Consider the following 22,371-nt stretch of genomic DNA (forward strand, 5'->3'; position numbering starts at 1 on the left):
CCAATTGTTATACGGCTCCTTAGCTACTGACACGCCGGATTAACCCGTCGTGCGACTCGACGACGCACGGAGCGGCGGAGCGTCGAGACGCGACTTCTCAGCCCTCGAAACCGGCGAAACGCGATGTTACGAAGTCGGTACGTCGCGACAGCGGCCCGCTACCTCGGCGGCGTTGGCGCTCGGCGGTCGGTGGACGGAGTTTACGGACGTGGTTCCAGACGGAATCCGGGCGAGAAGTAGACGCGGCGGTGAGGCGCGAAGCGACGGTTCGTCGGCCGACTACAGAATCGTGCCGTGCTTCTTGTCCGGCAGGTCCTTCTCGACGCCCTCGTAGAATTCGAACCGGTTCTCCAGTTCGGTCCGGAGGGTACTCGGCGGGACGATTTCGTCCACCACGACTTCGCTCGCCATGCGGTGGATGTCGATGTCCTCGCGGTACTCCTCGCGGAGTTCCTGCTCCATCTGTGCGCGCTCCTCCTCGTCGTCGATTTCGGAGAGTTTACGGGCGTACACCGCGTTGATAGCTGCCTCCGGCCCCATTATCGCGATTTCGCCCGAGGGGAGTCCGATGATGCTCTCGGGGTCGTAGGCCGGGCCGCCCATCGCGTAGATGCCGGCGCCGTAGGCCTTCCGGACGACGACGGTTTGCTTGGGCACCGTGGCCGACGAGGTGGCGTAGATGAACTTCTTGCCCTTCTCGAGGATGGCGTCCTCTTCGACCTGCGACCCGGCCATGAATCCGGGCGTGTCACACAGGTAGAGCAGGGGAATCTCGTAGGCGTCGCAGGTCCAGATGAACTCCGCGGCCTTCTCGGCGGCGTCGGGGAAGATGGCCCCCGCGCGGTGGGCCGGTTGGTTGGCGACGATGCCGACCGGCCGACCGTCGATGCGGGCGAACGCGGTGATTATCTCCTCGCCGTACTCGGGCTTGAGTTCGAAGTAGGAGTCCTCGTCCACGACTCGGTCGATGACGTCGGTCATGTCGTAGCCCTTGTTCGGTTCTTGGGGGACCACCGAGTCGATTCCCTCCGGGGACTTGACGGGGGGCTTGCCCTCGGTCCGCGGGGGTTTCTCGTCGGCGCTGTCTGGCAGATAGGAGACGAGGTCTGCGACCAGTTGCCGGGCGTGTTCCTCGTCGTCGGCAACGAGGTCGGCGCTCCCCGACTTCTTGGCGTGAACGTCGGGGCCGCCCAGTTCTTCGAGTTCGATGTCCTCGCCCGTGACCATCTTGACCATCCGCGGCGAGGCGATGGCCATCGCGGACATGTCCCGGACCATGATGGTGAAGTCGGCGAAGACGGGGGTGTAGGCCGCTCCGGCGATGCAGGGACCGTAGAGGACACAGATTTGCGGGACGGCACCCGAGAGCATCGAGTGGTTGTAGTAGTACTTCCCGATGCCCTCGCGGTTGGCGAAGAAGCCGGTCTGCTGGTCGATGCGGCCGCCCGAGGAGTCCATCAGGTACAGGACCGGTTTCCCGTTCTTGAGCGCGCGCTGTTGCATCCGGAGGAACTTCTCGACGCCCTTCTCGGCCATCGACCCGGCCTTGACGGTGAAGTCGTTCGCCATGAAGTGCAACTCGCGGCCCTCGAACTCGGCCGCGCCGGTCAGCAGGCCGTCGCCCGGCAGTCGGTCGCCGTTCTCCTCCGCGTCCACCTCCGGGCTATCGGGGTGCCACGCGTCGAAGTTGGCGAACTTCCCGTCCTCGAACAGCAGGCCGTCCTCCCCGAACCAGAGGTCGAGTCGGTCGCGGACGAACAGTTTGCCCTGCTCTTCGAGGCGCTGTTTGTACTTCTCGGGACCGCCCAACTCGATGTCCTCGATTTCGTCCCAGAGCGCCGCCTCGCGCTCGGTCGGCCCGAGGTCGTCGGACTCGGCGATGGCCTCGGCGGTCGCCTCGGCCGCCGGTCCCGGGGCCCCGGCGGGCGCCTCGCGGACCACCGCGGGCGCGTCGGCGTCGCCCACGAACACTTCCACTTCGTCGCGAACGTGTTGGGCGAGCGCCTCCGCGATGGCGGAGGCCTCCTCGTCGGTCGCACCGTCGCTGACGCGGACTCTCATACGGTTGAATCCGGCCAGCGATTTCAAACAGTTTTCCCTTTCGATTCGCCGGAATCTTGCCGCGGTCCGCCGCCGACCCGACGCTGCTCACCCGAACGCGATGAGCGAGATGCCGACGATAGCGACCGCCCCGGCGGCGAGTCGGAGCGCGAAGCGGTCCTCGCCCAACAGCAGACCGCCGAGGACGACGGCGACGATGGCCTGCGTGTTCAGAATCGGCGAGACGACGCTCGCCGGGAGGACTGCGAACGCCCGTGTCATGGTGTGGGTCGCCACCGCGACGACCGCGCCAAGCGCGACGAACTTCGGCACGGCCGGGGCGAACTCGTCGGGCCACCGGCGGGCCGCGACCGGCAGGAGGACGGCCCCGACCCCGCCGGTGTAGACGAGGACCCACACGTCCGCGCGGATGCCCACGCCCTGCAACAGAACGCGAGTCCCCACGTCCACCCCGCCGTAGAGCGCGGCGCTCCCGAGCGCGAGTTGCGCGGGGCGGTGGGTCGCCGCGCGGCGAATCGGCGCGAGCGGGCCGGTGCGCTGGTAGTTGGCGAGGTAGACCGCGAGCGTGGCGAACCCGACGCCGACGACTTGGGGGAGAGTGAGACGCTCGCCGACGAGCAGGACCTCCAGCGGGAGCGTGAACACCGGGACGAGTTTCCCGAGCGGTGCGACGTAGGACACGTCTCCGGCCGAGAGCGCGTAGAGGAGCGCGAGGTACGCCGCGGCGCTGGCGACCAGCACGAGGGCGACCAGCGCGAGCGCCGGGAGGGTCAACTCGCCGAACGCGGGACCGTCGGCGGGCGCGAACAGGACGACCGGGAGGTACCACGCGACCCCGGCCGCGTTGGCCGCGACGATGACGACCGCGGGCGAGAACTCCGAGAAGTACCGCTTGAGGCCGAAGAGGTAGCCGCCCCAGAGGAGCGCCGAGACCGTCGCGTACCAGATGCCGGAACCTACCACGGCGCACCGTTCTCGGTCGCCGGGCAAGAAACGTCCGGCCGAGGCAAGCGTGTCGGGAGTTCGTAGGCGGGATTCGCGGACAGAGATTCGTTGGCGAGAGTTCGTAGGCAGGAGTTCGAAACGAGTCAAGACACCAATGGGTAATTACCACCTGAGACGAATTTTAGATTGTGCGACCGTTTTCTGCTGACGTATAACTATCTAATCCCCGATACATAAGCGAGTGTGCAACGACGAAAGCTAATCGCGGCCCTCGGTGCCGGACTGTTCGCCGGGTGTACCGGTTCCGAATCGACGACTCCGACCACGGACGGGACGTCCGCGACCCCGACGACGGCGGCCGAGGAGGCCGGAACGGACGCGACGACCGGAAGCGAATCCGCGACCGAGACCGACTCGGCGAGCGCGAAGGCGATACGGGTCGGCGAACGAGTGGACGACGAGCAGATGAGCATGGTGGTCCGCGGCGTGGAGAAGACCGAGCAGCTCGGCGAGTTCTCGAAGGCGTCGAGCGGGAACACGTTCGTCGTGGTGCGTCTCGCGGTCAAGAACACGACGACGGACGCTTATCTCGATTTCAGCGGCTTCCTCCAGACCCGACTGAAAGACGGGTCGGACTACACCTACGACCAGACCATCACCGCGAGCGGTCGGACCTTCACCGGCGGGCAACTCGTCCCCGGCGAGGTCGCTCGCGGCGACCTCGTCTACGAGGTTCCGAAGGACGCCTCGGGGCTGACCCTCCAGTTCGACTTCCAAGCGGTCTCGTTCCTGACGCTGGACCGAGTGAGCGTGGACCTCGAATCGGCGGCGAGTTCGGCCGACGACCTGAAGCAGAATCTACAGGTCGACGTACACAGCGAAGGCGACGCCGTCAGCAACGGCGGCGTCGAGGTGATGGTCAACGGCGTGGAGTTCACCGAACAACTCGGCGACCTCACCTCGGCCGGGGAGGGCAAGGAGTTCGCCGTGGTCGACATCGCCACGACGAACGGGACGGGGAAGGCCCAGAACATCTCGACGGCGCTCCAGATGCTCGCCAAGGACGGCCGGGGTCGAACCTACCCGATGAGCGTCGGCGCGGCCGCGTCGCTCGACCGGTCGTACGACCAGACCTCGGCGCTGGCCGACGGCGAGACCCGACGCGGGAAGGTCGCCTACGAGGTCCCGAAAGGTGTCAGTCCGCTCTACTGGGCTTTCGAGTTCTCGCTCTGGACGAACGGCGACAAGACGTTCTGGAAGTTGCGGTAGTCGGCGTCTCCTCGGGCCGGTACGCTTTCCGGCGTCCGGGGCGACGAGACGGACATGGACCTCGACGCTCACTTCGAGGAGTTCGCGGCCCGCGACTGGCAGACCGCCGAGGAGGGGACGGTCCGGGTGGCGTTGGTCGGTCTCGGCGAGTTCGCGCGCGACCACGTCCTGCCCGCGGTGGCGGGCGACGCGGGCGGCCCGACCGACCGCACGTCCTTCTGCGAAGTCACGGCGCTGGTCAGCGGGTCGCCCGAGAAAGCCGAGTCGGTCGCCGACGAGTACGGCGTGGAGACCGTCCTCGACTACGACGAGTTCGAGGCGGGCGAGGGCGTAGACGCCTTCGACGCCGTCTACGTCGCAGGGCCGAACGCGCTCCACCTCGACTACGCCCGGACCGCGGCCGACCACGGCAAGCACGTCCTCTGCGAGAAACCCATCGAGGCGAGCGCCGACCGCGCCCGGGAGATGGTCCGGGCCTGCGAGGACGCGGGCGTGACGCTGATGGTCGGCTACCGGCCGCAGGTCGAACCCGCGACGCGCCGGCTTCGGGGCCTGATTCGGGACGGCGCGCTCGGCGACCCGGTGGCGTTCCACGGCTGGTTCACCGGCCACATCCTCGAACAGGGCGGTCCCGACCAGTGGCGACTCGACCCGGACCTCGCGGGCGGCGGCGCGCTGATGGACGTGGGCGTCTACCCGCTCAACGCGGTCCGGTTCCTGTTCGGGTCGGACCCGGTCGCGGCGCAGGCGACGACCAGCACGCCCGACGCCGAGTTCGAGGGCGTGGACGAACACGTCGCCTTCCAGTTGGAGTTCCCGGAGGGCGAGACCGCCTCCTGCACCGCCAGTTACCGCGCGCAGGACGACGACCGCCTCCGCGTCGTCGGCACCGAGGGGCAGGCCGCGCTGAACCCGGCGTTCAACTCCGAAATCAATCCGACGCTGACGCTCGAAGTCGGCGACGAGCGCGTCGAGTACACCGGGCCGTACGTCAACGAGGTCGCCGAGGAGTTCGACTACTTCGCCCACTGCGTCCTCACCGATACCCGGCCGGAACCCGACGGCCGCGACAGCGTGGCCGACATGGAAGCGGTCGAGGCCATCTACGAGTCGGCAGAGACAGGGCGACAGGTCGAAGTCGGCGAGACGGAGAGTTGACGCACGGCAGGTACTCGACGCCCGGCGGACAATCGGTGGCGCGTCAGGACGAAAGACAGCTTCTCGTGTCTCAAAAGCTGGTATATATTTCTGAAACGTGACTACAGTTAGTTGTCGGAACGCTCGGACCCGTGCCAGACAACCGACCAGTCGGCCGGACTCGGGAGGCCGCACCCCGTCAGCGCGACGAGCGCGACGGTCCCGAGGTGGTCGCCGGCCGCGACCGGGTTCGGCAGGACGCCCGCCGCGACCAGCGCGAACGGCAGGGCCAGCGCGAGCGGAAGGACTGCGGCCCCGCGGACCACCCACTCGGGCGTCGTCCGCGGGAGGTGGGTAATCTCGACGCGGACGAGACCGCCGGTCAGCGCGGTCTGGAGCGTGGTCCACGCGGTGTGCCGACGCGCGTCGGCCGCCGACTCGTCCGACGGGAGGAGGCGGACCGCGTACTCGGCGTCGGTGAACGAGAGCGGGACGACGTGGAGGAGTTCGTGGACGCAGACGCCGACCGCGAGGGTGGCGAGCAGGACGACTCCGACCGAAAGCAAGTGGAGGGGACTGTGCATCCGGCCGACGGTGTTCAGCGCGGGGACTCAACTGTTTCGGAATCCGCGAGACTCCGCAGTCCCGACTCGAACCCACCCGTACCGTCGGGAAAACGTACACGTTCCGAGAAACGGCCGACCGAAAAATCGCCGCGACCGACGGCTCAGAATCCGGCTTCCAGTCGCTCGATGAGTTCCTCGTTGCCGACGTAGACCGGCGTGCGCTGGTGGAGTTCCGCCACGTCGGCGTCCAGTAGCGAGGTTTCGCCGTTCGAGGACGCGCCGCCCGCCGACTCCACGATGTACGCGATGGGGTTGCCCTCGAACTGGAGGCGCAACTTGCCCTCGGGTCGCGACCGGAGTTCCGGGTAGGCGAAGACGCCGCCGTAGGTCACGACCTGATTCACGTCGCCTATCATCGCCCCGCCGTAGCGGAGTTTGAGTTCGTCCTCGATTTCTCGGGCGTAGTCGGCGAACCGGTCGGTCCAGTCGGGCACGCGCCCGCCGAACCCGTAGACCGTCGGGTCCTCGGGCAAGGTCACGTCCTCGCGGACCGCGCGCCGGCGGACCTCGCCGTCCTCTCGCGCCTCCGCTGTCTGCTCGCGGCTATCGCCGCTCGAACGGTCCGAGGCGCTTCGCGCCTCGCTCTCTATCACGTACTCCGTGACCTCGCCGTCGCGGGCGGCCACCATCGTCGTGATGGGACCGTAGAGGACGTACGCCGCGGCCACGAGGTCCCGGCCCGACGCCGGGAGTTCGGCGTCGTAGACCCCGAGGATGGTCCCCATCGAGTTGTTCGACCGGAGGTTCGACGACCCGTCGAGAGGGTCGACGGCGACGGCGTACTCCCCGTCGCCCGCGTCCACGACTTCGTCGCGCTCCTCGCTGGCGAACTGGCCGACGCCCTCGATGGCGGTCAGACGCTCGGCGAGCAACTCGTCGGCCCACACGTCGGCCGCCAGTTGGGTCTCGCCGGAGGCGTTCTCGCCGCCGGTCTTCGTGCGTCGCCCCGCGAGTCCGCCCCGGATTTCCGGGGCCGACCGGGCGACGACCGCGAGGGCCTCACCGATAGCGTCGTCGGTCTCCGCGGTCGGCGATTCGGGGCCGCTCATTCGTCGAGCGCTTCGTCGGCGGTGGCGTCCTCGAAGATGACTCGTTCGAGCGCGTCGAGGATTCGCTCGGGGTCGTCGCGCTGCCAGACGTTGCGGCCGACCGCGAGACCCGAGCCACCGGCGTCCATCACGGCCTCGACGCTGGAGAGGAACTCGTAGTCGCTGACCTTCGACCCGCCTGACATCACGACCGGCATGTCGCCCGCGGACTGGACCGCCCACTCCATCGACTCCCGCGTGCCGGGGTACTTGACCTTCGCCATGTCCGCGCCGATTTCGAGCGCGATGCGGGTCGCGTAGGCGATGACGCTCTCCTTGGTGTCGTTCTTGAGTCCCTGTCCGCGCGGGTACGACCACATGACGACCGGCAGGTCGTACTCGCTGTGGGCCTCCTCCTGCACCTGTCGGAAGTCCTCGTACATCTCCGTCTCGTGGTTCGACCCGGAGTAGACGGTGTAGCCGACCGCGTCCGCGCCGATTTCGGCGGCGTACTCGACCGTCCAGTTCTGGGGCGAGTAGGGTTCGCCCGTCCAGAGGTTGCTGGTGCCGTTGAGTTTCGCCAGCAGATTGACCGAGTCGTCGTAGGAGGGGTAGTACGTCTCGGCGACCCCCTTCTGAACCGCCAGCGACGTGACCGCGTCGTGGGTGCCGATGTCGAAAATCTGCTCGGGGTCGAGCGTCTCCGGCACCGAACTGAAGTCCGCGGAGGGACCGTGTTCGAGACCGTGGTCGTATGCGAGGATGAGCGCCTTGCCGTCGCGCGTTACCGGGGAGTCTTCGAGTGGTATCATCCGTTTCAATCTCCGGTAACATCGCATAAGAGTCTAATGGTCGGGTGCGTCGCCTGCCACTCTGTCGCAGAGAGAGGTACCGGGCGCGAGAAGCGCCGTGAGCGCCGTTCCCCCACCAGAGTTACTTACTACTCAGATAGTAAAAACTCAGGCGAGGTCGCGGGCGGCGTCGCGCCACTCGGCGACCAGTTCGGCGTCGAGTTCCAGCGAGTCGGCGACGTGTTCGGGGTCGGCGGTGGCGAGACTCCGGACCGAAGTGATGCCGCCGTTCGCGAGTATCTCGGCGATTCGCTCGTCCACGCCCGGCACGTCGGTCACCGGGTCGGGCCTGCTCCGCTCTCGCCACGCCGCCTCGGCGGCCTCTGCGGCACCGCTCCCGTCGGTGGAGGCCTGCACGGGCGAGGAGTCGTCTCCGGTCGGGGTCCAGTCGCCGCCGGTCGTGGCGGTTTCGGGTTCGGCGTCCTCCCAGTCGCCGTTGCTGGCCGCGACCCACGCGCGCTCGCCGTCCTGAAGGCCTCGCACCTTCTCGGAGCGCCGTTCGAGCGAGTCGTCGTTCTCCTCCTCGCCGCCGAACGACCAAGGGAGGGAGTGTTTCTTGCGCAGGCGAGTGGCGACGCCGGGGTTCACGCCCGCGTCCATCAGCATCTGGTACGATACCGTCTTGTCCGGGATGCCGGTCGCGTCGAACTCCGCGCGTGCCAACACCTCCGCAGTCGCCGGGCCGACGAAGTGGACGTCGGTGAGTCTCTCGACCGCGTTCGGGTCTGAATCGTCGAGGGCGTCGTCTTTGCTCACGGGGCGTCACCGATTTGTTTCGGACTCACGCCGACAGGGCTTGAATGTTTTGCATAGCATGGTTGACGCTAAACAGATACGGCTAGCGACCGGTTGCGACCGCCGACGGGGCTGGCGCTCGCACAGATGCGGGGCGAACTCGCTCACCCGTCGGCGAACTGGACGCCGACGGACTCGGAACGTCCGTCTGCAGCGAATCGACCCGGAACTTCGGTAGGCTTACGGCCCGACCGCAAGAATTGCCGACCATGGTACGTACGCTCGACAGCATCGAGAGTATCGGCGTCGTCGGCGCGGGAACGATGGGGAGCGGCATCGCGCAGGTCGCCGCCCAGTCGGGATACGACGTGGTGATGCGGGACATCGAGGAGGAGTTCGTCCAGAACGGCTTCGACTCCATCGAGAGCAGTCTCGACCGGTTCACGAGCAAGGAGAAAATGTCGGAGGACGAGGCCGAGGCGGCCCTCGACCGAATCGAGGGCACCACCGAACTCTCGGACCTCGCGGACTGCGACCTCGTGGTCGAGGCCGCGGTCGAAGACATGGACATCAAGCAGGACATCTTCGAGGACTTGGACGAGGAGATTCCCGAGGACGTGATTCTCGCCACGAACACCTCCACGCTCTCCATCACGACCATCGCGTCCGTGACCGACCGCGAGGACCGAATCGTCGGCCTCCACTTCATGAACCCCGTGCCGGTCATGAAGGGCGTCGAAGTCGTCGTCGGCGAGAAGACCGACGAGGACGTGGTCGAGTTCGCCCACGCGCTCGCCGAGGCCCTCGGCAAGGAGACGTGGGAGTCCGACGACAAGCCCGGGTTCGTCACCAACCGCATCCTGATGCCGTGGATAAACGAGGGCGTCCGGGCCTACGACGAGGGCGTCGCCTCCAAGGAGGACATCGACAAGGGGATGAAACTCGGCACGAACGTCCCGATGGGTCCGCTCGAACTCGCCGACCACATCGGACTCGACATCTGTCTGGACGCGAGCGAGACGCTGTTCGAGGAGTTGGGCGACCGCTACAAGCCCGCCTACCTGCTCAAGCGCAAGGTCGACGCGGGCGATTTGGGCAAGAAGACGGGGAAGGGATTCTACGAGTACTGAGACGTCGAGCGAGTTGGCTCGGTCCCGAGAAGGCAGGGGTTCGGTTACGAGAGGTGGGCGGTGACGTCTGTCGAGGAGACCATCCCGACGTAGCCGTCGTCGACCACCGGGAGGTGTTTGATACCGTAGGTCGTCATCATCGCGGCGACCTCCTCCATGTAGAGGTCGGGCGTGGCGGTCTCGACGTCGGTCGTCATCACGTCCGCCACCTGTAGCTCTGCGGTGTCTCGCCCCTCGGCGACGGCGTCGAGAACGTCCGTGCTGCTGATAATCGCCCGCGGCGTCGTTTTGACGACCAACGCGTTGATGTCCTTCTCTCGCATCTGCTGGGTGGCTTCCCTGACCGTCGCGTCCTTCGAAATCGTCTCCAGCGGCGCGGACATCACGTCTTCGACGGTCGGCCTGTCGGTAGAACTCATACCACAAAAACGCACGCGGGGGTTATGGGGTTTGCCCTCGGAACCGCCGGGGCCGACGGTTGCATCGAACGTCGGCCGGCCCGACGAGTCGTCGTCCGCACGGAGGCGTCACTGCGGCGTCCTGCTTTCGGGCGTTGTTTGACTCGACCGGTCGTTCAGTTCGAGGCTTCAATCGTCGAAGTCGTCGTCGTGCCGTTCGTAGGTGATAGTCAGTCTCCCCGGTGACGGACTCTTCACCTCCTCCCGAAGCGTTCTGAACTCCTGCAGTAACGCGCTCGCGTCGTCCGTACCCTCTCGGACGCTGCGCGACTCCTCCCGGATGGTGTCGTACACCCGTTCCAAGATGCGTCTCGCGGCGTACGAATCGGTCTTCGAGTCTATTTCGAAGGAAGCCTCGTACCGTTCCATACCCGTATTCGGTTCCGTACCGGGATAAGACGTTCTCCGATTGCCAGCAGTCCGGGGTCGGAGGTCGTCTCGGACGGCGTTCGAGAGCACGACCGACCGATACGCCGTCCGGGTCTCATGACGACGAGAACGGCTCGTCCTCCAACTGCGACCGCAACTCGCCGATTCGCTCGCGCTCGACATTGCCCGACTTGAACAGTTGAATCAGCCCCATGACCTCGGCGCGCGAGACCTTCACGCCGCCCTCCTCGACGACGTCCTCGGGGCGTTCGAGCAACTCGCGGCTGGTGCCGACCGCCAGCAGGAAGGGGATGGCCCACGCTTCGACGGTGTTGCCCTGCGACTCGGGGAGGGCTTCGAGGTAGCGCTGGGCGTCGTCCATGTAGCCCCGGGCGTGGCGGGTCACGCGCTGGATGACCCCGGCGACCGCGGTGTGGTTCTCCGGGTCGGTGACGTTGGCGGGGCTGACGCCGCGTTCGCGGAGCCACGAGGCCGGGAGGTAGACGTTGTTCTCCTCGCGGAAGTCGTCGGACACGTCCTTGGCGACGTTGACCAGTTGGAGCAGGAGCGCGAACCCGCGGGCGTTGGCCCGCATGATTTCGGCCCGCCGGTCGTCAACGTCTTGGGCGAGCAGGTTGGTGATTAGTTCGCCGACCGTTCCGGCGGCGTACCAGCAGTACTCCTCGAGTTCGTCGATGGTGCCGATGCGGAGGCCGCCGTCGTCGGCGTACCGGTCCACGAACTCGGCCATCCCGGTGACGAGTTCGCTGACCGGCGGGTAGATGGCCGACTGGGCGTCCTCGCCGAGCGACCGGAAGGTGGCGACGACTCGGGGCGACCGGGCGACTACCTCCCAGTCCGCCTCGTCGCCGACCTCGTCTGCGGACACCTCCTCGGCGTTTTCGGGGAGCCACGGCCCGACCTCGCGTCGGAACTCCTCGATGCCGGTCGAGTCCTCGGGGTCGAGCGCCCGGTCGTAGAGCGCGAGGAGGCGCGACTGCTCGTCGGGCGGGATGTGCCCGGCGTCTTCGACCGTGTCGGCGACGCGACAGAGTAGGTAGCCGACGCAGATGTAGGAGGCCATCGGCTCCTCCAGCACGTCGATAGTGATGGCGAACGTTCTCGAAACGCCCTGCACAGCGTCGAAACACCAGTCGATATCGCTGTCCGCGAGGCGTTCGGTGGGCGGCTCCGTGTCCATTGACTTTTGGGTCCTAAGGACGCGATAGTGAAAAGCTTGAGCAAATACCTTAGAATTTACCGCCGATGCGGCGGGCGGTAGTCCCGACGCGGACCCGAGAGGCCCCGATTCGCCCCTGACCGCCCCCGATTCTCCGGGGCGGCTTCCGGACTCGCCGCCGTCCGAAACGACACAGGTCGGCCACCCAACGTTTATTCTCGCCGAGCGCGTCGAATTAGATATGATTCCGACCCCGAGAGACGCCGCGAAGGTCCTCGTCGGCAAGCCGCTGAAGTTCCAGAAGAACCGGTTGAACGTCGCGTCGTTCGTCCTGCAAGCCGCGCTCGCGCTGCGAAACGGCAAGCCGAAGCGGGCGTTCCTGCTGCTCGGTGCGGCCAGCGTCGCGCCGAAACACCCCGCGGCGTCGTGGCTGTTGCAGGGTGCGATTACGGCCGACGACATCCGACGAAAGCTGTTTTAGACCGTCTCCGACCCGCCGAACTCGCCGGACGACACCGCGTTCGGCGGGCCGAAGGTCCGGAGCGAGGGGACGGCCGCCCAGTACGCCGCCAGCAGGACCGACCCGACCCCGCTGGCGAGCATCACCGTTCGGCTTCCGAGTCGCGCGCCGAGGACCCCGCCGAGCAACATCCCCGCGGGGAGGACGAGACTCGACGCGCTCCCGACGAGGGCGGTCACGCGACCGAGGAGTTCGTCGGGCACGCCGGTCTGAAGCGTCGCCGACGCCGAGACGTTGTAGACGCCGACGGGCACGCGAGATGTCGCGAACAGCGCAACCGTGGCGGTTCTCCCCGGGAGGGCGACCGCGCCGACCCACGCGAGTCCCGCGGCGACGAAACCGACCACGACCGTCTGACCGAGCGGAACCCCGTCCACCGCGGCCGCCAGCATCGACCCGACGACGCCGCCGACGGTCATCCCGGCGAGGAGCAGGCCGTAGGTCTCGGCTCCGCCGACCGCGTCCGCGAAGGCGGGGAGGACGGCGAGCGCGACGCCCGTCAGGAAGTTCGCCAGCATACTCCCCGCGAGCATGAGACCGACGACGGACCCAGAGACGACGCCGAACCCCTCGCGCAGGTCGGCGAGATAACCGTCGAGGTCGAGCGCGGACTCGGCGCTCTCGGCCCCCTCGTCCGGTCCTCGCCCGCGCTCGGGAATCGACAGCGAGGCGAAGACGCTCCCCGCGAGAACGAACGTCGCGGCGTCCACCACGTAGAGCGCGACGGCGCTGGTCGCGGCCACGACCGCACCGGCGACGGCACGGGCCGCGGCGTCCGCGGTCTTGCCGACCACCTTCGCGACCGAGTTGGCTCGGACCATCCGCTCGTCGGAGACGAGGCGCGGCACCGCGGCGTTCTGGGCGGGTCCCGAGAACAGGTTCGCCAGCGCGAGCAGGGGCATGGCGACCAACACGACCCAGACCGACGGGCGTCCCGCCGCGGCCGCGAGCGGTACGACGAGGACGAGCAGGGCCTGCGCGACTTCAGAGAGGGTGATGGTCCGGCCGAGCGGGAACCGGTCTACCAGCGGACCGACGAGGACCTTCAGGACGCCCGGAGCACGCGTCAGGAACCCGGCGAGACCCGTGTACGCGGTCGAACCGGTCAGGTCGTAGACCAACCACATCGCGGCGACGGCGTAGAACCCGTCGCCGAGGACGCTCACGGTTCGGCCGGCGAGGAGTCGGCGGAACGGGCGATTCCGAAGGACGGCGACCCGACGCCCGACCGCGGCGCGGAACTCGAATTCGGTCACGGCCGGGAGCGACGACCGGCGACGCCTTCAGCGTTCGGCGAAGCGCAGTTCTGTAACAAATCGTATGTCTTTCGGGAAATTGATTGTCGTGGCCCGAGCAACGACTCGCATGGCCGACTCGCCAGACGTGACCGACGCGCTCGACGTTCTCGGCAACGAGATTCGGGTCGCCATCCTGCGCGAACTCGCGGAGGCCGACGGCCCGCTGTCGTTCACCGAACTGCGCGAGCGGACGGGGATTCGGGACACGGGAAAGTTCAACTACCACCTGACGAAGCTCTGCTCGTACTTCGTCCGGGAGGCGGACGGCGGTTACGAACTCGGTCACGCCGGGTCGCGGGTCGTCTCGGCGGTGGACCCCCGCGCCTCGGCCGAAGAGTCCGGCGAAGTCGCACCCGAGGAGACCTGTCCGGTCTGTGGCGACGAGGACTGCGAGAAACTCTTCCACGTCCACCTGACGCCGCCGTGGCGGTGAGTCGGCGGCCCCGCTCGGAAGGGAAAACTAAAGGGTAGCGTGGCCGCAACTTTTGCGCATGGACTTCAGTCTCTCCGCCGAGCAAAAGCAGATACGCGACATGGTCGCGGAGTTCACAGACGAGGAGATAAAGCCTCGTGCCGCCGAAATAGACGAGGCCGACGAGTTCCCGCAGGACCTCGTCGACAAGATGGCCGACCTCGGCCTGATGGGGATGCCGTTCCCAGAGGAGTACGGCGGGGCGGGCCTCGACTACCACTCCTACGCCATCGGACTGGAGGAGATTTCGCGCGGGTCGGGCGGCCTCGGCACCGTCGTCGCGGCCCACACTAGCCTCGCGGGCAACATGCTCTACGAGTTCGGCGACGAGGACCAGAAACAGGAGTATCTGACGCCGCTGAACCGCGGCGAGGACATCGGCGCGTTCGCGCTCTCGGAGGCCGGTGCGGGGTCGGACGTGCCCGCGATGGACACCACCGCCGAGAAGGACGGCGACGAGTACGTGATAAACGGCGGGAAGCTCTGGATTTCCAACGGCTCGGTCGCGGACACGGTCACGCTGTTCGCCAAGACCGACCCGGAGGCGGGCAACAAGGGCATCTCGTCGTTCGTCGTCCGACCCGAGGAGGACGACGGCTTCCACGTCGAGGGCACCGAGGACAAACTCGGCGACAAGGGCTGTCCGACCGCCGAGTTGCGGTTCGACGACATGCGCATCCCCGAAGACCGCCTGCTCGGCGAGGAGGGCCGCGGCTTCGTCCACGCGCTCAAGACGCTGAACGGCGGCCGCATCACCATCGCGGCCCGGTCCATCGGACTCGCGCGCGCCGCTCTCGAAGACGCCCTCGAGTACTCGCAGGACCGCGAGCAGTTCGACCAGCCGATTTCGGAGTTCCAGACCATCCAGCACAAACTGGCCGACATGGACACGAAGGTGCAGGCCGCCAAGATGCTGATGCACCGAGCGGCCGACCGGAAGATGCGCGGCGAGGACTACATCAAGCAGGCCGCGCAGGCGAAGCTATACGCCTCGGAAATCTCCCGTGAGGTCGCCAACGAGGGCATCCAGATTCACGGCGGCTACGGCTACACCAAGGACTTCCCGGCCGAGCGCTACTACCGGGACTCGAAACTGAACGAAATCTACGAGGGGACGAGCGAAGTGCTTCGGAACACCATCGCGAACGAACTGCTGGACTGAGCGAACTGGCTCCAAACCACCGCCTCGGTGGACCTGGAAAGGGCGAGCGAGCGTCGGCGTGGACGCGCCGACGCCGCGAAGGCTTTCCGGAGCACGATCGCGAACGAACTGCTGGCCTGAGGACGAACGTCTCCGACCGATTAGCGCGGGAAGATTTATCTTCTCGCCGCCAGAATTGACATTCGTCCAACGTGAATCGCCCTGCGCTCCACGCGACGCTCGCGCTCCTGTTCGTCTTCGCCGGATGTACTGCACCGACAGCGACACGACTCGATACCGATAGCGGCCGAGCGACCGCCAACTACGTGTTCAACAACCACTACGACGAGGCGTTCGAGGTCACGGTCTACGTGGTCGAACTCCCGCCGAACCAATCGACCGTCCCCGTGACGTTCACGCTCCAGAACGGAACGACGCGGACGTTCGACGGTGCCGGCGGTCCGCCGATTCCGGGGTGGGCCATCGTGAACGCCACGGCAGTCGAACCGGCCGACGGCGCGATTACGACCGCCACCCACCGCGTTCCGGCCCGCTCGACGCTCCGCTTGTCGATTCGGAACGTCGAAGAAGACGCTGCGACCATCGAGGTCGTCAGCACCGGCCAGTCGTCTCCCCGCCTCGAACACCTCGGTATCGACAACAGTGGATTCTGTACCCGGGCTTCCGCGGAAATCATCACCTTCGCACCCGACCGCTCGCAGAGCGTCGCCTGCGGCGAGACCACCGACGCGTCGTTTCCGGATTCGGTCGTTCGCCACGAGGTCGCTGTCGAGGACGAGAACTCCGAGGAGTCGGAGTGATGTACGGGTCGCTCCTTCGGGCTCGCTTCGTCTGGCTTCCCACGGTCGGTCTGCTGTTCGGCGCGGTGCTGGTCGGCGTCGGCTGGCTTCCGATTGGCGGCGGGCTCGGAATCGTCGTCGCCGGCCTGCTGACGGTGTTCGCGGTGCTGGCGGTCGGAACGCAGTACGGGCTATTTCGGTGAGTGGTCCTCTCCGACTTTCTCACGCATCCACTCGAAATGCTCCTCGACCCGCCGCTCGCCCGCCTCGGTCAGCGCGTACACCTCGTGAATCCCCTCGGTGCGCTTCTCCACGAACCCCTGCTGAATCAACCAGTCGAGCGCGCCGTAGAACGACTTCGAGTCGAAGTGGCCGTCGTAGTGCGATTCGAGTCGGGTCTTGAGCGACTGGCCGCGGAGTCCCTCGGCGTCGTACAGCAGGACGCAGAGGTCGCGCCGTCGCCCGCTCTGGAGCCATCGGGTCACGGTCGAGCAATCCGGCCGAGCGACCACGACGTTTGCGCTTCCGGGACGCCCGAGGACCGAACCGGTAGCTTCGACTATCGCCGACTCGAACCGCCAGCCATGACCGACCACGAGACCGCCGACCACGGCATCACCGCGCGCTACTACGAGACCGACGACGAGCGCGTCCTCGAATTCGAGTCCGACCGCTCGACCGCCGCGGTGGCCCAGAACGTCGAGGGCTACGCGATGCTGAAGGTCCGGCCGAGCGCCGACGGCGACGAACTCGAACGCTACTACGGGTTCGACATGGCGCTCGACCACGTCGCGGAACTACTCGGCGTCTCGCCCCACGACCTGCCGGTGCCCGAGGACGCCGAGGACATGGGAATGTGAGGCGTCGGCCGACCGGAGGGCGCGCCCGCCTCGGCACCGCGACCGACCGGAGGACAACATCTATCCCGCGGGCGGCCCCAGTTGCCCCCATGACCGAGTACACCACCGTCTCGATTCCGAAGGACCTCGCCGACCGCGTCGAAGGAACCATCGAAGGCACGAGTTTCTCCAGCACGAGCGACCTCGTGCGCTTTCTGCTCCGGAGCATCGTCATCCAGCACCAGAAAGAGGGTCAACTCACGGAGGCGGAGTTCGAGGAGATAACCGGGCAACTCCGAGAACTGGGCTATCTGGAGTAGCTACGACAGCGATTCGGTCGGCGGTCGGGCGTCCACGACCTCCAGCGGTTGCTTTCGGCCAGACCGGTCGAACGCGGCCAGCGACGCCTCGTCCCACGGCGGCACCGCGACCAGAATCGCCTCGTGGAGGTCGTCGGTCTTGTCCACTTCGAGGTTGCCCCGCGGATGGGAGATAAACCGGCCCTGCGTCTGCCCGGCGGGGACCGATAGGTCGACGCCGAATACCGCGGTAATCGACTTGCCGGCGTCGGGCGGATAGAAGTGCGTGAACACCGGGGCGTCCGGCGGGACGCCCTCGGTACCCTCTAAGTCGGCCGCGGGAGTGACTGCGAGCGACACCGTCAGTTCCTCGGGTTCGGCGTCTGCCGCGAAGCCCAGTAGCACGTCCACCAACCCCCGAGTTACGTAGACCACACCTCCCTTTTGGGCCGTCCCCGTATAACCATACTGCCCCGAGCGGCGACCCGACCGAGCCGCCGGCGGTCACCGACGAAACTGGGGGACAGCCTCGAACGAGACAGCTGGAAGACAAGTGAGAACGTATTTCACGGAGTACGCCGTCCGTCTGACTTACGTCAGACGCCTTCATGTCTTGAAAAATATAGAATATTTTATATTACCATAGCTATTAGAGGTTGTTGCAATGTCCGAATCCAACATCACGTCGTACCTCGCAGAGAATCCCCGGAAAATGGGCGTCCTGTTCACGATGCTGCTCCTGCTCACGCAGGCCGGAAACGCGTCCGCCGGAATCGCAGTGACCTGCTACGGTCCGTAAAAATCAGATTTCGTCCGCGTCGAACGCGTTACTCCACGTAAATTCGCCGTCTACTTTCATCGGTAAGTTCTCCATCGCCAACGTCGTCCCTAGTTCCTCGCGAGTCATCGTGAACGGGCCGTGGTCGCCAGAAGTCAAGCGGTAGTCGTCGGACTCCCCGAACCGCGGCCTGAAGAACCCGCCAATGCCGCCGTCCCCCGAGACGTAACTCCGGAGCGTCACCTCGAACTCGTCGTCGCTTCGCTTCTCACCGTCGCCGTCGCCGGTCTCCACCACGCAGAGGAACGCCGACCCGCTCTCGGTTTGAACCACGTCGAGGTTCCCGTCGCCGACGACGATGTACTGGTTGCCCACGATGCTCCGACTCTGGGCGATGGAGAGCGCGGCCCGGAGCGGGAACCCGCGGTTCAGCAGGCGAACCATCGTCTTGCCGACCCGGACCGCGCCGCTGTTTATCACGTCGCTGAGCGTGACGACGCCGCCCACGCTTCCGGCGTCGATGAGTTCCATCCCCTGGTCGTACGACTGGCAAGCGTTCAACACGAACGCCTCGACGCCGACCGACTCCACGTCGGCCGCGTCGAGGTGTCCGTCCGCGCACTCGAACCCCGAGTCGTCGATGTGGCCGATGTAGTGGAGGAACGCCGTCTCCTCGGCCAGTACCTCGCGGAGTTCGTCGGTGCGCAGGTCGCGGTGAACCGTCACGTCGAACGGCAGACTCTCCCGAGAGCCGTACACCTCGGCGGCGATGTCGCGCTCCTCGTCCATCGCGGTGTCGTTGCAGACCACCGAGATTTCGATGTCGCCGGCGTCAGTCTCCTGTGCGAGGCGGTTGCGGAACGCCGTGGGCGTGGCCTTGCTGGCGTCCACGGGCGCGTGGTCGCCGAGCCACGCCTGTTCGACCGAGTCGGTGCCCTCCGGTTCGACCACCGGCCGGGTTCCGCCCGACTCCGAGGAACTCCGGGTGAAGTCGCCGTCGCGCGTGAGTTCGCCGGACGACGCGACCGCGCGGTGGGTCGTCTGCCGGGCCGCGGGCGTCCGGACGACCGCGAGGTCGTCGACCAAGAACGGCACCGACGCGACGTTCTCGGGCGTGGGTTCGACGTGAGTGGTCAGTTTCCACGTCGGAACGTACTCCTCGACCACCTCGAAGGGCACCGAGAGGTACGCTTCGAGTCGCTCGGCCAGCGACCGGTCGTAGAGGTCCGCGAAGTCCAACTCCACCGCGGGTTCGATTGCCTCGCGCTCGTGCAACGTCACCGGGTAGTACCCCTCGGTCCGAGTCACGCAGTCGAGGAAGAACGTCTGCTTGAGCGTCCGCGCGACCTCCTCCTCGAACCCTCTCGGCCCGTCGAGGTCGTACGCGAACCCCTCGTCGGTGACGATTCGGGGCGCGCTCCCGTCGTCGACCGGCACCTGTCGCGCCCCGAGGTAGAACGCGAGGGGCGCGGCGACGCAGGCGTGGCCCCGGTCGGGCGGCAACTCGATGCGGACGCCGGTCTCCGGAACGTCGAGCGCGTCGGGAATCGCCAACTCGTCGCCCAACTCCACGAGCGGCGGGTGGCCCCGCAGGGTCGGGAACGAGCGCTCGGGACTAGTCGTCTTGAGCGCCGAACCGAGCGTCGAGAACGCGGCCATCACGTCCCGGGGGTCCTCGGTGGTGGTGACGGTCACCGCCGGGCGCTCGTGGTGAGACCGCGCGCCGACCCGCACCGTGGTCGCCGACTCGAACGCGAATCGGATTCCGTCGTCGGTGGCCGTCACCGTCATCGGCCCCTCGACGGCGAGGTACAACTTCATCGGCGCGCACAACTCGACGTCGTAGCGCCCCGACGGAAGCCGTCGGTCGGTCTCGTTGCCGACTTCGAGTTGCATCCGGCCCGCCGCGCCCCGGACGTACGTCGCGACGAACGTCGGGAGCGTGACGGTCTCGGTGGTGACGGCGACCGCGGCATCTACCGGAAATCTGAACTCGTCGGTGTCGGCGGGCGTCGGCGACACCGGCCCGGACGTTCCGACGGTGTACGTGCGCCGCTCGATTCGGTCCCGGATTTCGACGCCGGGCCGCTCCGATGCGGCCTCGAACGACAGCGTCACGGGCGCACCCCCTGCTTTTTCTGGCGCGTTTCTACCCCTCGGAGAGAACTCATGTTTTTCACAATATGACCGGTAAAGCAAAAAAATTATCGGCGGACTCGACACCTGTCTGTCGCTTCGACTGTCAACGCAGTAGCATGCGCAGGTTTTCGGCGTAGAGTTTGGGCGTCTGTCGTCGCGCGCCGTCCAGCGCGTCTTCGAGGGCGCGCGCCGCGTCGTCCGACACGCCGCGGCCGTGACTGACCAGCACGCGCTCGGGTCGGAGTCCGCGCAGGGCCGACGGCGGCGTGAGTCGCACCATCGGATGGACGCCGATGCGCTCGCCGGGCGTGGTGAAGTACGGCGCATTACCGACGCTCTCGGCGACTACCAGCGTTCCGCCGTCCTCGTCGTAGAGCGCCGCTTCCTCCCACCCGAAAGTGTCGGTGACCGTCAGCACTCGGTAGTCGGTGCCCGGAAGCGTCGCGTCGAACCGCCGAATCGGGGCCTCCATCTCGGGGACCTTGTCGAACCACGCCGGAACGTAGACCGGCACGTCGTGGCGGCGAGCGAACGCGTCGGCGTCGCGGTAGTGGCGGTTCAGGAGGACGACGACGCCCGCCACGTCGCCGAACTCCTCGAGTAGGTCGTCCACTCCCGGCGCGTCCACGGGGTCGACGACCCAGACCCCCGCCGCCGTGTCGAGCGCGTGGCTGGCCCGCAACATCGTCTCGTCGGGGTGAGCTATCCACCCGACGCCCTCGTCCCACCGGTCTATCTCCTCGTACTCGGTCGCGGGCTCTGTCTTCTTCAGCGGCATGTCCGGACCTACGGACTGAACCCACAAAACGCTCCTGTACGCTCGCAGGGTCTCGATACGGTCCTCGCGCGGCGCGCCCGCGAGGGTTTAAGCGCCGTGCGCGAGTACACGAACCCATGCTCTCGGGGTTGCGCTGGTTGGCGCTCGAAGCGAAGTATCTGGACCGCGCCCGCGAGTTTTACACGACCCACCTCGACCTGTCGGTGGTCCGCGAGAGCGACGGCGAAGTCGTCTTGGACGCGGGCGGGGCGAACCTCGTCCTCCGGGAACCCGGCGCGGTGCCCCGCGGCGGCGTTCACACTCACTTCGCTTTCGCCGCGCCCCCGGACCGGTACGACGAGTGGCACGACCGCCTCGCGGAGTCGTTCGACCTCGCGGAGTTCGACTTCGGCGGCGCGAAGTCGCTGTACTTCTACGACCCGGACGGCAACTGCGTCGAAATCGGCGGCGTCGGCGACGGCGACGCCGCCATCACCGACGTCTTCGAAATCGTGCTGGAGGTCGAGGACCTCGCGCGCGCCGAGTCGTTCTACCGGTCGCTGGACTTCGAAGTCGTGGACCGCGGCGAGCAGCGTCGCCGACTCCGACTCGGCGGACCGGTGGACCTCGAACTCTGGGAACCGCAACTCGGCATCGCCGACGCGCGCGGCGGACTCCACGTCGACGTCGGATTCGCGGCCGAGGACCCTGCGGCCGCGGCCGACGCGGTCCGCGACGACGCCTGTGCGGTCGCCGAGGTGGACGGCGGGACGCGAGTTCGGGACCCAGACGGCCACTACCTCACGTTCCGTCGCACCTGACGCTAGCTCCCGACGGTCACGGCCCGCCCCCGATAACGACGGTTGGGTTCCGGCACGGGCCGAATCGGTGCCGACAGAACCCGTTCCGGCGCCCGAGAATCACCGTTTCAAAGTCGCTCGGTGTCCACGCTCACGTCGTCGGGCGTCACGATGAGGAACTTCCGGAAGTGAATCAGGTTTCCGCCCCGCTCTTTGACCCGCGGCGCGAGGTCGGCCGCCAGCTCCGACAGTTCGCCCTCGACCGCCAACACGAGGACGTTGCCGCGGTCGATGACCTCGAACCACTCGCGCTCGTCGGTCTCCCCGTCCAGTTCACCGAGGACGATTCGTCGGTCGATGCCCTCCGTGTCGTCGTCGCCGTTCGTTATCTCCTGTTCGACCGTTTGGAGGTCGAGGTCGAAACCACTGGTCATACCCGCTCGCTCTCGCTCCCCCGGCAAAATCCTTGCCCCCTGAGAGCCGTTCGATAATCGAACATTTTAAATGAACGGCAGTAACCTTTTTCAAGAAATTTTCTATTACCATTCTTTAAACAGATTCAATGCGTAGGGCGTGCTTGCCACGAGTGGTCATGGCACAAACCACGGCGCACGAAAGTCTGGCAGCGTACCTCGAATCGCATCCCCGGATGATGGGCGCACTGTTCACAATGTGTCTGCTGTTGATGCAGGCCGGAAACGTGGCGGCGAACGGTGCAAGTACGAATGCAGGACCGTAA

General features: G+C 66.8%; 28 protein-coding genes. 13 read left to right on the top strand and 15 right to left on the bottom strand.

Going from position 1 to position 22,371, the window contains the following annotated elements; all coding sequences use genetic code 11:
- Nucleotides 1-279: 279 nt before the first annotated feature.
- Both M0R89_RS16675 and M0R89_RS16680 read right to left on the bottom strand, forming a co-directional pair.
- The gene (locus M0R89_RS16675) at nt 280-2,061 is read right to left on the bottom strand and encodes an acyl-CoA carboxylase subunit beta (protein ID WP_248650208.1); all 1,782 of its coding nucleotides are present in this window, start codon (nt 2,059-2,061) and stop codon (nt 280-282) included.
- Nucleotides 2,062-2,148: 87 nt separating this feature from the next.
- Nucleotides 2,149-3,024, bottom strand: coding sequence for an EamA family transporter (locus M0R89_RS16680; protein WP_248650209.1), 876 nt, complete (start codon nt 3,022-3,024; stop codon nt 2,149-2,151).
- A gap of 225 nt (nt 3,025-3,249) precedes the next feature.
- On the opposite strand from M0R89_RS16680, the gene M0R89_RS16685 reads away from it, so the two are divergent.
- A complete protein-coding gene (locus M0R89_RS16685) occupies nt 3,250-4,275 on the top strand; it encodes a DUF4352 domain-containing protein (RefSeq protein ID WP_248650210.1) in 1,026 nt (341 codons plus the stop codon).
- A 54-nt stretch (nt 4,276-4,329) separates the two neighbouring features.
- Nucleotides 4,330-5,433, top strand: a complete 1,104-nt coding sequence (gene gfo6, locus M0R89_RS16690) for a D-xylose 1-dehydrogenase Gfo6 (RefSeq protein ID WP_248650211.1) — start codon at nt 4,330-4,332, stop codon at nt 5,431-5,433.
- A gap of 107 nt (nt 5,434-5,540) precedes the next feature.
- Here gfo6 and M0R89_RS16695 read toward each other — a convergent pair whose 3' ends face one another.
- From M0R89_RS16695 to M0R89_RS16710, 4 genes are all read right to left on the bottom strand, one after another.
- A complete protein-coding gene (locus M0R89_RS16695) occupies nt 5,541-5,996 on the bottom strand; it encodes a hypothetical protein (protein WP_248650212.1) in 456 nt (151 codons plus the stop codon).
- A 143-nt stretch (nt 5,997-6,139) separates the two neighbouring features.
- Complete coding sequence (locus tag M0R89_RS16700; protein WP_248650213.1) at nt 6,140-7,087, bottom strand: class 1 fructose-bisphosphatase; 948 nt, start codon at nt 7,085-7,087, stop codon at nt 6,140-6,142.
- Nucleotides 7,084-7,878 carry a class I fructose-bisphosphate aldolase gene (locus tag M0R89_RS16705; RefSeq protein WP_248650214.1) on the bottom strand — a complete coding sequence of 265 codons (795 nt, stop codon included), beginning with the start codon at nt 7,876-7,878 and terminating at the stop codon, nt 7,084-7,086. Before M0R89_RS16705 ends, M0R89_RS16700 begins: the two co-directional genes overlap by 4 nt.
- A 147-nt stretch (nt 7,879-8,025) precedes the next feature.
- Nucleotides 8,026-8,673 carry a helix-hairpin-helix domain-containing protein gene (locus M0R89_RS16710; RefSeq protein WP_248650215.1) on the bottom strand — a complete coding sequence of 216 codons (648 nt, stop codon included), beginning with the start codon at nt 8,671-8,673 and terminating at the stop codon, nt 8,026-8,028.
- 248 nt (nt 8,674-8,921) lie between these two features.
- Here M0R89_RS16710 and M0R89_RS16715 point away from each other — a divergent pair, with 248 nt between their 5' ends.
- A complete protein-coding gene (locus tag M0R89_RS16715) occupies nt 8,922-9,782 on the top strand; it encodes a 3-hydroxyacyl-CoA dehydrogenase family protein (protein ID WP_248650216.1) in 861 nt (286 codons plus the stop codon).
- A gap of 44 nt (nt 9,783-9,826) precedes the next feature.
- On the opposite strand, the gene M0R89_RS16720 is transcribed toward M0R89_RS16715, so the two are convergent.
- The 3 genes from M0R89_RS16720 to M0R89_RS16730 all read right to left on the bottom strand — a co-directional run bounded on the left by M0R89_RS16720 (nt 9,827) and on the right by M0R89_RS16730 (nt 11,810).
- Complete coding sequence (locus M0R89_RS16720; RefSeq protein WP_248650217.1) at nt 9,827-10,201, bottom strand: CBS domain-containing protein; 375 nt, start codon at nt 10,199-10,201, stop codon at nt 9,827-9,829.
- Nucleotides 10,202-10,369: 168 nt separating this feature from the next.
- Complete coding sequence (locus M0R89_RS16725) at nt 10,370-10,609, bottom strand: hypothetical protein (RefSeq protein WP_248650218.1); 240 nt, start codon at nt 10,607-10,609, stop codon at nt 10,370-10,372.
- Nucleotides 10,610-10,724: 115 nt separating this feature from the next.
- Nucleotides 10,725-11,810, bottom strand: coding sequence for a phytoene/squalene synthase family protein (locus tag M0R89_RS16730; protein ID WP_248650219.1), 1,086 nt, complete (start codon nt 11,808-11,810; stop codon nt 10,725-10,727).
- Between the two features lie 220 nt (nt 11,811-12,030).
- Here M0R89_RS16730 and M0R89_RS16735 point away from each other — a divergent pair, with 220 nt between their 5' ends.
- Nucleotides 12,031-12,270, top strand: coding sequence for a hypothetical protein (locus M0R89_RS16735; protein WP_248650220.1), 240 nt, complete (start codon nt 12,031-12,033; stop codon nt 12,268-12,270).
- Here the strand turns inward: M0R89_RS16735 and M0R89_RS16740 are convergent.
- The gene (locus tag M0R89_RS16740) at nt 12,267-13,565 is read right to left on the bottom strand and encodes an MFS transporter (protein WP_248650221.1); all 1,299 of its coding nucleotides are present in this window, start codon (nt 13,563-13,565) and stop codon (nt 12,267-12,269) included. The genes M0R89_RS16735 and M0R89_RS16740 overlap by 4 nt on opposite strands.
- A gap of 109 nt (nt 13,566-13,674) precedes the next feature.
- Here M0R89_RS16740 and M0R89_RS16745 point away from each other — a divergent pair, with 109 nt between their 5' ends.
- From M0R89_RS16745 to M0R89_RS16760, 4 genes are all read left to right on the top strand, one after another.
- The gene (locus M0R89_RS16745) at nt 13,675-14,040 is read left to right on the top strand and encodes a winged helix-turn-helix domain-containing protein (protein ID WP_248650222.1); all 366 of its coding nucleotides are present in this window, start codon (nt 13,675-13,677) and stop codon (nt 14,038-14,040) included.
- A gap of 58 nt (nt 14,041-14,098) precedes the next feature.
- Nucleotides 14,099-15,241: an acyl-CoA dehydrogenase gene (locus M0R89_RS16750; RefSeq protein WP_248650223.1), complete on the top strand. Its 1,143-nt coding sequence runs from the start codon at nt 14,099-14,101 to the stop codon at nt 15,239-15,241.
- A 191-nt stretch (nt 15,242-15,432) separates the two neighbouring features.
- Entirely contained in the window at nt 15,433-16,041 is a 609-nt protein-coding gene (locus M0R89_RS16755) for a hypothetical protein (RefSeq protein ID WP_248650224.1), read from the top strand.
- Nucleotides 16,041-16,223, top strand: coding sequence for a hypothetical protein (locus tag M0R89_RS16760; RefSeq protein WP_248650225.1), 183 nt, complete (start codon nt 16,041-16,043; stop codon nt 16,221-16,223). Before M0R89_RS16755 ends, M0R89_RS16760 begins: the two co-directional genes overlap by 1 nt.
- Here the strand turns inward: M0R89_RS16760 and M0R89_RS16765 are convergent.
- Nucleotides 16,212-16,631 carry a PadR family transcriptional regulator gene (locus M0R89_RS16765; RefSeq protein ID WP_438267669.1) on the bottom strand — a complete coding sequence of 140 codons (420 nt, stop codon included), beginning with the start codon at nt 16,629-16,631 and terminating at the stop codon, nt 16,212-16,214. The two genes, M0R89_RS16760 and M0R89_RS16765, sit on opposite strands and share 12 nt — an antisense overlap.
- Here M0R89_RS16765 and M0R89_RS16770 point away from each other — a divergent pair.
- Together M0R89_RS16770 and M0R89_RS16775 are read left to right on the top strand one after the other, a co-directional pair.
- Entirely contained in the window at nt 16,605-16,880 is a 276-nt protein-coding gene (locus tag M0R89_RS16770) for a DUF7111 family protein (RefSeq protein ID WP_248650226.1), read from the top strand. The genes M0R89_RS16765 and M0R89_RS16770 overlap by 27 nt on opposite strands.
- Nucleotides 16,881-16,969: 89 nt before the next feature.
- A complete protein-coding gene (locus M0R89_RS16775) occupies nt 16,970-17,179 on the top strand; it encodes a ribbon-helix-helix domain-containing protein (RefSeq protein WP_248650227.1) in 210 nt (69 codons plus the stop codon).
- On the opposite strand, the gene M0R89_RS16780 is transcribed toward M0R89_RS16775, so the two are convergent.
- Nucleotides 17,180-17,593, bottom strand: coding sequence for a JAB/MPN domain protein-containing protein (locus M0R89_RS16780; RefSeq protein ID WP_248650228.1), 414 nt, complete (start codon nt 17,591-17,593; stop codon nt 17,180-17,182).
- 229 nt (nt 17,594-17,822) lie between these two features.
- On the opposite strand from M0R89_RS16780, the gene M0R89_RS23320 reads away from it, so the two are divergent.
- Nucleotides 17,823-17,957, top strand: a complete 135-nt coding sequence (locus M0R89_RS23320) for a DUF7503 family protein (RefSeq protein WP_256478411.1) — start codon at nt 17,823-17,825, stop codon at nt 17,955-17,957.
- A gap of 3 nt (nt 17,958-17,960) precedes the next feature.
- Here the strand turns inward: M0R89_RS23320 and M0R89_RS16785 are convergent, their stop codons facing one another.
- Together M0R89_RS16785 and M0R89_RS16790 are read right to left on the bottom strand one after the other, a co-directional pair.
- Nucleotides 17,961-20,054 carry a hypothetical protein gene (locus M0R89_RS16785; RefSeq protein ID WP_248650229.1) on the bottom strand — a complete coding sequence of 698 codons (2,094 nt, stop codon included), beginning with the start codon at nt 20,052-20,054 and terminating at the stop codon, nt 17,961-17,963.
- A gap of 124 nt (nt 20,055-20,178) precedes the next feature.
- Complete coding sequence (locus M0R89_RS16790; RefSeq protein WP_248650230.1) at nt 20,179-20,853, bottom strand: hypothetical protein; 675 nt, start codon at nt 20,851-20,853, stop codon at nt 20,179-20,181.
- 116 nt (nt 20,854-20,969) lie between these two features.
- Here M0R89_RS16790 and M0R89_RS16795 point away from each other — a divergent pair, with 116 nt between their 5' ends.
- Nucleotides 20,970-21,653, top strand: coding sequence for a VOC family protein (locus tag M0R89_RS16795; protein WP_248650231.1), 684 nt, complete (start codon nt 20,970-20,972; stop codon nt 21,651-21,653).
- Nucleotides 21,654-21,760: 107 nt separating this feature from the next.
- Here M0R89_RS16795 and M0R89_RS16800 read toward each other — a convergent pair whose 3' ends face one another.
- The gene (locus tag M0R89_RS16800) at nt 21,761-22,066 is read right to left on the bottom strand and encodes a DUF5779 family protein (RefSeq protein ID WP_248650232.1); all 306 of its coding nucleotides are present in this window, start codon (nt 22,064-22,066) and stop codon (nt 21,761-21,763) included.
- Nucleotides 22,067-22,224: 158 nt separating this feature from the next.
- Here M0R89_RS16800 and M0R89_RS16805 point away from each other — a divergent pair, with 158 nt between their 5' ends.
- The gene (locus M0R89_RS16805; RefSeq protein WP_248650233.1) at nt 22,225-22,371 is read left to right on the top strand and encodes a DUF7503 family protein; all 147 of its coding nucleotides are present in this window, start codon (nt 22,225-22,227) and stop codon (nt 22,369-22,371) included.

The sequence above is a fragment of the Halorussus limi genome (assembly GCF_023238205.1).
Taxonomy (GTDB): domain Archaea; phylum Halobacteriota; class Halobacteria; order Halobacteriales; family Haladaptataceae; genus Halorussus; species Halorussus limi.

What these genes read in the sequence shown, in the direction of transcription:
- M0R89_RS16675 (WP_248650208.1), bottom strand. Translation starts at nt 2,061, where the DNA reads ATGAGAGTCCGCGTCAGCGACGGTGCGACCGACGAGGAGGCCTCCGCC.
- gfo6 (WP_248650211.1), top strand. Translation starts at nt 4,330, where the DNA reads ATGGACCTCGACGCTCACTTCGAGGAGTTCGCGGCCCGCGACTGGCAG.
- M0R89_RS16695 (WP_248650212.1), bottom strand. Translation starts at nt 5,996, where the DNA reads ATGCACAGTCCCCTCCACTTGCTTTCGGTCGGAGTCGTCCTGCTCGCC.
- M0R89_RS16700 (WP_248650213.1), bottom strand. Translation starts at nt 7,087, where the DNA reads ATGAGCGGCCCCGAATCGCCGACCGCGGAGACCGACGACGCTATCGGT.
- M0R89_RS16705 (WP_248650214.1), bottom strand. Translation starts at nt 7,878, where the DNA reads ATGATACCACTCGAAGACTCCCCGGTAACGCGCGACGGCAAGGCGCTC.
- M0R89_RS16715 (WP_248650216.1), top strand. Translation starts at nt 8,922, where the DNA reads ATGGTACGTACGCTCGACAGCATCGAGAGTATCGGCGTCGTCGGCGCG.
- M0R89_RS16720 (WP_248650217.1), bottom strand. Translation starts at nt 10,201, where the DNA reads ATGAGTTCTACCGACAGGCCGACCGTCGAAGACGTGATGTCCGCGCCG.
- M0R89_RS16725 (WP_248650218.1), bottom strand. Translation starts at nt 10,609, where the DNA reads ATGGAACGGTACGAGGCTTCCTTCGAAATAGACTCGAAGACCGATTCG.
- M0R89_RS16730 (WP_248650219.1), bottom strand. Translation starts at nt 11,810, where the DNA reads ATGGACACGGAGCCGCCCACCGAACGCCTCGCGGACAGCGATATCGAC.
- M0R89_RS16735 (WP_248650220.1), top strand. Translation starts at nt 12,031, where the DNA reads ATGATTCCGACCCCGAGAGACGCCGCGAAGGTCCTCGTCGGCAAGCCG.
- M0R89_RS16745 (WP_248650222.1), top strand. Translation starts at nt 13,675, where the DNA reads ATGGCCGACTCGCCAGACGTGACCGACGCGCTCGACGTTCTCGGCAAC.
- M0R89_RS16750 (WP_248650223.1), top strand. Translation starts at nt 14,099, where the DNA reads ATGGACTTCAGTCTCTCCGCCGAGCAAAAGCAGATACGCGACATGGTC.
- M0R89_RS16760 (WP_248650225.1), top strand. Translation starts at nt 16,041, where the DNA reads ATGTACGGGTCGCTCCTTCGGGCTCGCTTCGTCTGGCTTCCCACGGTC.
- M0R89_RS16770 (WP_248650226.1), top strand. Translation starts at nt 16,605, where the DNA reads ATGACCGACCACGAGACCGCCGACCACGGCATCACCGCGCGCTACTAC.
- M0R89_RS16775 (WP_248650227.1), top strand. Translation starts at nt 16,970, where the DNA reads ATGACCGAGTACACCACCGTCTCGATTCCGAAGGACCTCGCCGACCGC.
- M0R89_RS23320 (WP_256478411.1), top strand. Translation starts at nt 17,823, where the DNA reads ATGTCCGAATCCAACATCACGTCGTACCTCGCAGAGAATCCCCGGAAA.
- M0R89_RS16790 (WP_248650230.1), bottom strand. Translation starts at nt 20,853, where the DNA reads ATGCCGCTGAAGAAGACAGAGCCCGCGACCGAGTACGAGGAGATAGAC.
- M0R89_RS16795 (WP_248650231.1), top strand. Translation starts at nt 20,970, where the DNA reads ATGCTCTCGGGGTTGCGCTGGTTGGCGCTCGAAGCGAAGTATCTGGAC.
- M0R89_RS16800 (WP_248650232.1), bottom strand. Translation starts at nt 22,066, where the DNA reads ATGACCAGTGGTTTCGACCTCGACCTCCAAACGGTCGAACAGGAGATA.
- M0R89_RS16805 (WP_248650233.1), top strand. Translation starts at nt 22,225, where the DNA reads ATGGCACAAACCACGGCGCACGAAAGTCTGGCAGCGTACCTCGAATCG.